This is a genomic window from Streptomyces sp. TRM64462, assembly GCF_013362995.1.
Lineage (GTDB): Bacteria > Actinomycetota > Actinomycetes > Streptomycetales > Streptomycetaceae > Streptomyces.
Genome location: NZ_JABWDV010000295.1, coordinates 1 through 3,955 on the forward strand (window position 1 = coordinate 1; position 3,955 = coordinate 3,955).

Genomic DNA, 3,955 nt, shown 5'->3' on the forward strand with positions numbered 1-3,955 from the left:
CCCCCCGCTTCCGGCGGGCCCTCCCACCCGTCCGGCAGCGCCCGTTCCTGCGGGTCTCGGGGACCGGCGACACCATGGTCCTCACCTTCGACGACGGGCCCGACCCCCGCTACACGCCGCCGATCCTGCGCACCCTGCGCCAGTACGGTGTCCGTGCCATGTTCTTCGTGTGCGGCGAGATGGCCGTCCAGCACCCCGACCTGCTGCGGGAGATGGCCGCCGACGGGCATGTGATCGGCAACCACTCGTGGTCGCACCCGCTCATCCCCAAGCTGCCGCCGTCCCGCATCCGCCAGGAGCTGGGCAGCACCAGCGAGGTCGTCGAGCAGGTGGTGGGCGCCCCGCCGCTGTGGTACCGGGCCCCGTACGGCGCGTGGAACCGGCACTCGTTCGAGATCGGCGCCGAGCTCGGCATGGAGCCGCTCGCCTGGACCGTGGACACCCTGGACTGGAAGGAGCCCGGCACCCGTACGATCGTGCGCCGCGTCCTGGACGGCGCGGGCCCGGGTGTGGTCGTGCTGTCGCACGACGCGGGCGGCGACCGCTCGCAGTCCGTCCGCGCCCTGCGCACCTACCTGCCCCGGCTGCTGGACGCCGGCTACCACCTCACCGTGCCCCGCAGGTGACGCCGCGCGCGGCCGCCCGCCCCCGGCGCGGCCGCCGCGTGCCCGGCCCTACGGGCCGTACGGGCCGTACGGGCCGTACGAGACGGGCCGTACGAGATGGGGGGCCGTACGCTCAGCGGGTCGCGACCATACGGGCGAACACCACCACGTTCCCGTCGTAGCCGCCCGCCCGCGAGTAGCCGCCGCCGCACGTGATGACCCGCAGCTCCGGGTGCCCGGTGTCGCCGTAGACGCGTACGCCCGGGAACGTGTCCTTCGAGAACACCTCCACGCCGTACACCTGGAACACCGCGACCCGCCCGTCGTACCGGGTCACCTCCACGCGCTTGCCCGGCTTGAGCGCGCCCAGACCGTAGAAGACGGCGGGCCCCGAGTCGTTGTCGACGTGGCCCACGATGACCGACGTACCGCGCTGCCCCGGCGAGATGCCGTTCTGGTACCAGCCCGCCAGATTGGGGTCCTGCGGCGGCGGCGCGCTGATCCAGCCCTCCTGGTCGAGACCCACGTCGATGATCGGCGCGTCCACCTTCAGCGCCTCGATCCGCACCCGCGACGCGGGCGCGTACTCCAGCGGCACGAGCCCCGCCGACGGGGTCGGCGCCGGGACGACGCGGGCGGCACCCGCCGACGCGGCGGCCGCCGGCTGGGGCGGCCCCGGGGTGGCGTCCACCCCGTTGCGCATCATCGCGAGGCCGGTGAGCAGGACGAGCGCCAGCGCACCCCACGGTTGGCGTCCTCGGATCACGTCCAACGCACTGCGCTCCAGGCGGCGGCCCATGCTTCTCCCTTCGTGGCCTCTCCCCGCACGGTAAGCGCGCGCACGCCACCCGGCGATCAGGGAGGAGACGAACGGGTGGCGGGCGCGGCGTACGGGTGATGCCCCATCCGAGTCATCGGCGCGGTACCTGGACCCGCGCCTGACGGACGGTGACCTGCGGCTCCGTCAGGTCCCCTGTGCGCACGCCGGGCGTGTCGCTTCACCCGGTGGCGCAGCGCCGGAATGCGATGATCCGACTCTTTGGTGAGGGTTCATCATGGAAGGCGCATCCGTCGAATTCCCGGAGCACCGCTTTGGGGCGTCTTCCGCTGGAGGTTCAACGATGCGTGCTTCACGCGCCCTCGCGGTGGCCGCCACCGCCTGCGCGGCTCTCGGGCTCAGCGCCCCGCTCGCCACCGCCGGGGGCAATGGTGGCAGTGGTCCGACTCATGTCACGGTCTCCCCGCTGCAGGTGCACCAGGGCGGCGTCCTGACGGTGACCGTCCAGGGGTGTGACCGCGGCGGCACCGTGACATCCAACGCGTTCCCCAAGACGTCCCTGACGGTGACCCCCACGGTGCAGACCGCCACACCCAGGATCTACGACCATGCGACGCCCGGCCGCTACAACCTGGCCGTCAGGTGCAACGACAGCCCCCGGGTCGTGACCCGCTCCTTCGAAGTCGTCCGCGCCCGCGGTGCCCAGGGCGGCCTGGGCGGCTCCATGACGCCCAGCTCCACCGAGATGACCGTCGGTGCCGCACTCGTCGGCTCCGCGGCCCTCGGCGGCGCGCTGTTCATCAGCCGTCGCCGCCGTCTGAGCGGCGGAAAGGCCTGACCGGCCGAACCTCCCGGTCGGCCGAATACGCCCGTCGCCCCCAGNNNNGGGACTGGGGGCGACGGGCGTATTCGACGGAAGCAGGGGGCGACGGGCGTATTCGGCGGAAGCGGTTCATGTAAGCGGTTCGCGGAAGCCGTTCAGTGGCGGCGGTTCTCCGCCCGGCGGCGCATCACGTACACCACACCCGTGGCCGCCGCGACGACCAGCGCCGTACCCGCGACCAGCTCCCCGGCGTTCCAGCCGCCGACACTGCCGCCCAGACCGCCCCGTACGCCCGACGGCGTGGCGATCACCGTGGCCGTACGGGTCACGGTCGGTACGGCGGTCGAACTGGTCGTCGGCGCCCGGGCGATGGTGAGCTGCGCCGTGCCCGGCGCTCCGCCCGCGCAGGTGAAGGACACCGTGTACACCGCGCCCCGCCGGGCGTCCCAGTCCACGGTGGCCACGGCCGAGCCGCCGGCCGGGATCGTGACCGTGTCGAAGACGCCCGACGACGCCATCGCGGTCCCGGAGCAGCCGGGCGCGGAGAGCGTGACCCGGCCGCCGGGCGCGACCGTCGACGGGGTGATGACGAAGGAGTCCACCGCCGCGGCGGTGGGAGCGGTGAGAGCGAGAGCCGCCGCTCCGAGCAGAGCGGCGGAAGCGGCACCTATCGCGCGCATCGTGGTCAGCCTCCGGTCCGAGGGGCAGCTGCGGAACGGATTTCCGCAAACATATACGAAATGACCCTCATGCCCGGAACGCTAGAAGCGGCCCACCGCCCCCGCGAGCCCGGTCGCGCGAACGGGTCAATCCCTCACCCGGACGGTTTACCTCCCCAGATGGGGGAACAGCGTCAGGAACGGCTCCGCGGTCGCGGACACCCCGCGGCCGAACGGAGCGTCGATCGCCCAGATCAGGAAGAGCAGGAAGGCGATCAGCGCGCTGTACAGACCGGCCAGCAGCAGCTCCCGGAACGTCCGCCTGATCTGGAGCGTGAAGATCAGCCCAACCGCGATGAGCGCGCCCGTGATGAGCCCGAACCACACCACGCCGGGCATGGTCTCGCCTGCCGAGTCGGCACGGGAGCTGCGCGCGTCGGCGGCCGCCGCCACCTGGTCCATCAGCGGCTGGTACGCCTCGGCCTCGTACTCGTCGGCCGGCCGGTACTCCATCACCGAGTGCCGCAGCCGTTCGAGCAGCTCGGCGCCCTCCTCCGTGACCTCGCCGTCGTCGGCCATGGCCTGCCACTCGGGCCCGGTCACATGCTGCACGTACGCGTCGACGTCGGCGCTGATCCGCCGGTGCACCGGGGCGGGCCACACCTCGGACCGCACGCGCACCTCGTGGAGCGCCTGGGCCTCCTGGCGGACGCTGTCCTGCGCGGCGCCGCGCCCCTCCCAGACACCGGCGATCGCCAGGCCCAGGACGATCGCGTACACCACACCGATCATCATGATCATGTATTCCATGACGTCCGGTGTCTCGGTCGGATCGTCGTCGTCACCGACACGGCGGTGGTTGATGACGACGATCGTGAGGACCACCGCACACGCGGCGGCCATCGCAAGGGTCAGAACAAGCCATTCCGACACGGGGTTTCCTTCTCGGGTCGTCAGCGGGAACGGGGGCGCAGGAAGGCGGCGGCGAACACCGCGGGTGCCGTGATGAGGAGCACCACGGACACCAGGCCGGGGCCGTCGTCCGGCTGCGGCCGCTGCGCCTGCCGGTAGCGCGGCAGCGGAACGGCCG

At 72.6% G+C, this 3,955-nt stretch carries 5 protein-coding genes; 2 read left to right on the forward strand and 3 right to left on the reverse strand.

From position 1 onward, the window contains the following. Positions 1–626 (forward strand): polysaccharide deacetylase family protein (locus tag HTZ82_RS13850; RefSeq protein WP_175409660.1); only part of this gene is annotated, 626 nt, incomplete at its 5' end. A gap of 112 nt (positions 627–738) precedes the next feature. Here the strand turns inward: HTZ82_RS13850 and HTZ82_RS13855 are convergent. Then, positions 739–1,404 carry a class F sortase gene (locus tag HTZ82_RS13855; RefSeq protein WP_175409661.1) on the reverse strand — a complete coding sequence of 222 codons (666 nt, stop codon included), beginning with the start codon at positions 1,402–1,404 and terminating at the stop codon, positions 739–741. A gap of 322 nt (positions 1,405–1,726) precedes the next feature. Between HTZ82_RS13855 and HTZ82_RS13860 the strand changes: the two genes are divergently transcribed. After that, a complete protein-coding gene (locus tag HTZ82_RS13860; protein WP_175409662.1) occupies positions 1,727–2,221 on the forward strand; it encodes a hypothetical protein in 495 nt (164 codons plus the stop codon). 140 nt (positions 2,222–2,361) lie between these two features. Here HTZ82_RS13860 and HTZ82_RS13865 read toward each other — a convergent pair whose 3' ends face one another. Beyond that, a complete protein-coding gene (locus tag HTZ82_RS13865) occupies positions 2,362–2,886 on the reverse strand; it encodes a hypothetical protein (protein ID WP_175409663.1) in 525 nt (174 codons plus the stop codon). A 147-nt stretch (positions 2,887–3,033) separates the two neighbouring features. Beyond that, positions 3,034–3,798 carry a DUF4239 domain-containing protein gene (locus HTZ82_RS13870; protein ID WP_175409664.1) on the reverse strand — a complete coding sequence of 255 codons (765 nt, stop codon included), beginning with the start codon at positions 3,796–3,798 and terminating at the stop codon, positions 3,034–3,036. Positions 3,799–3,955 lie beyond the last annotated feature (157 nt).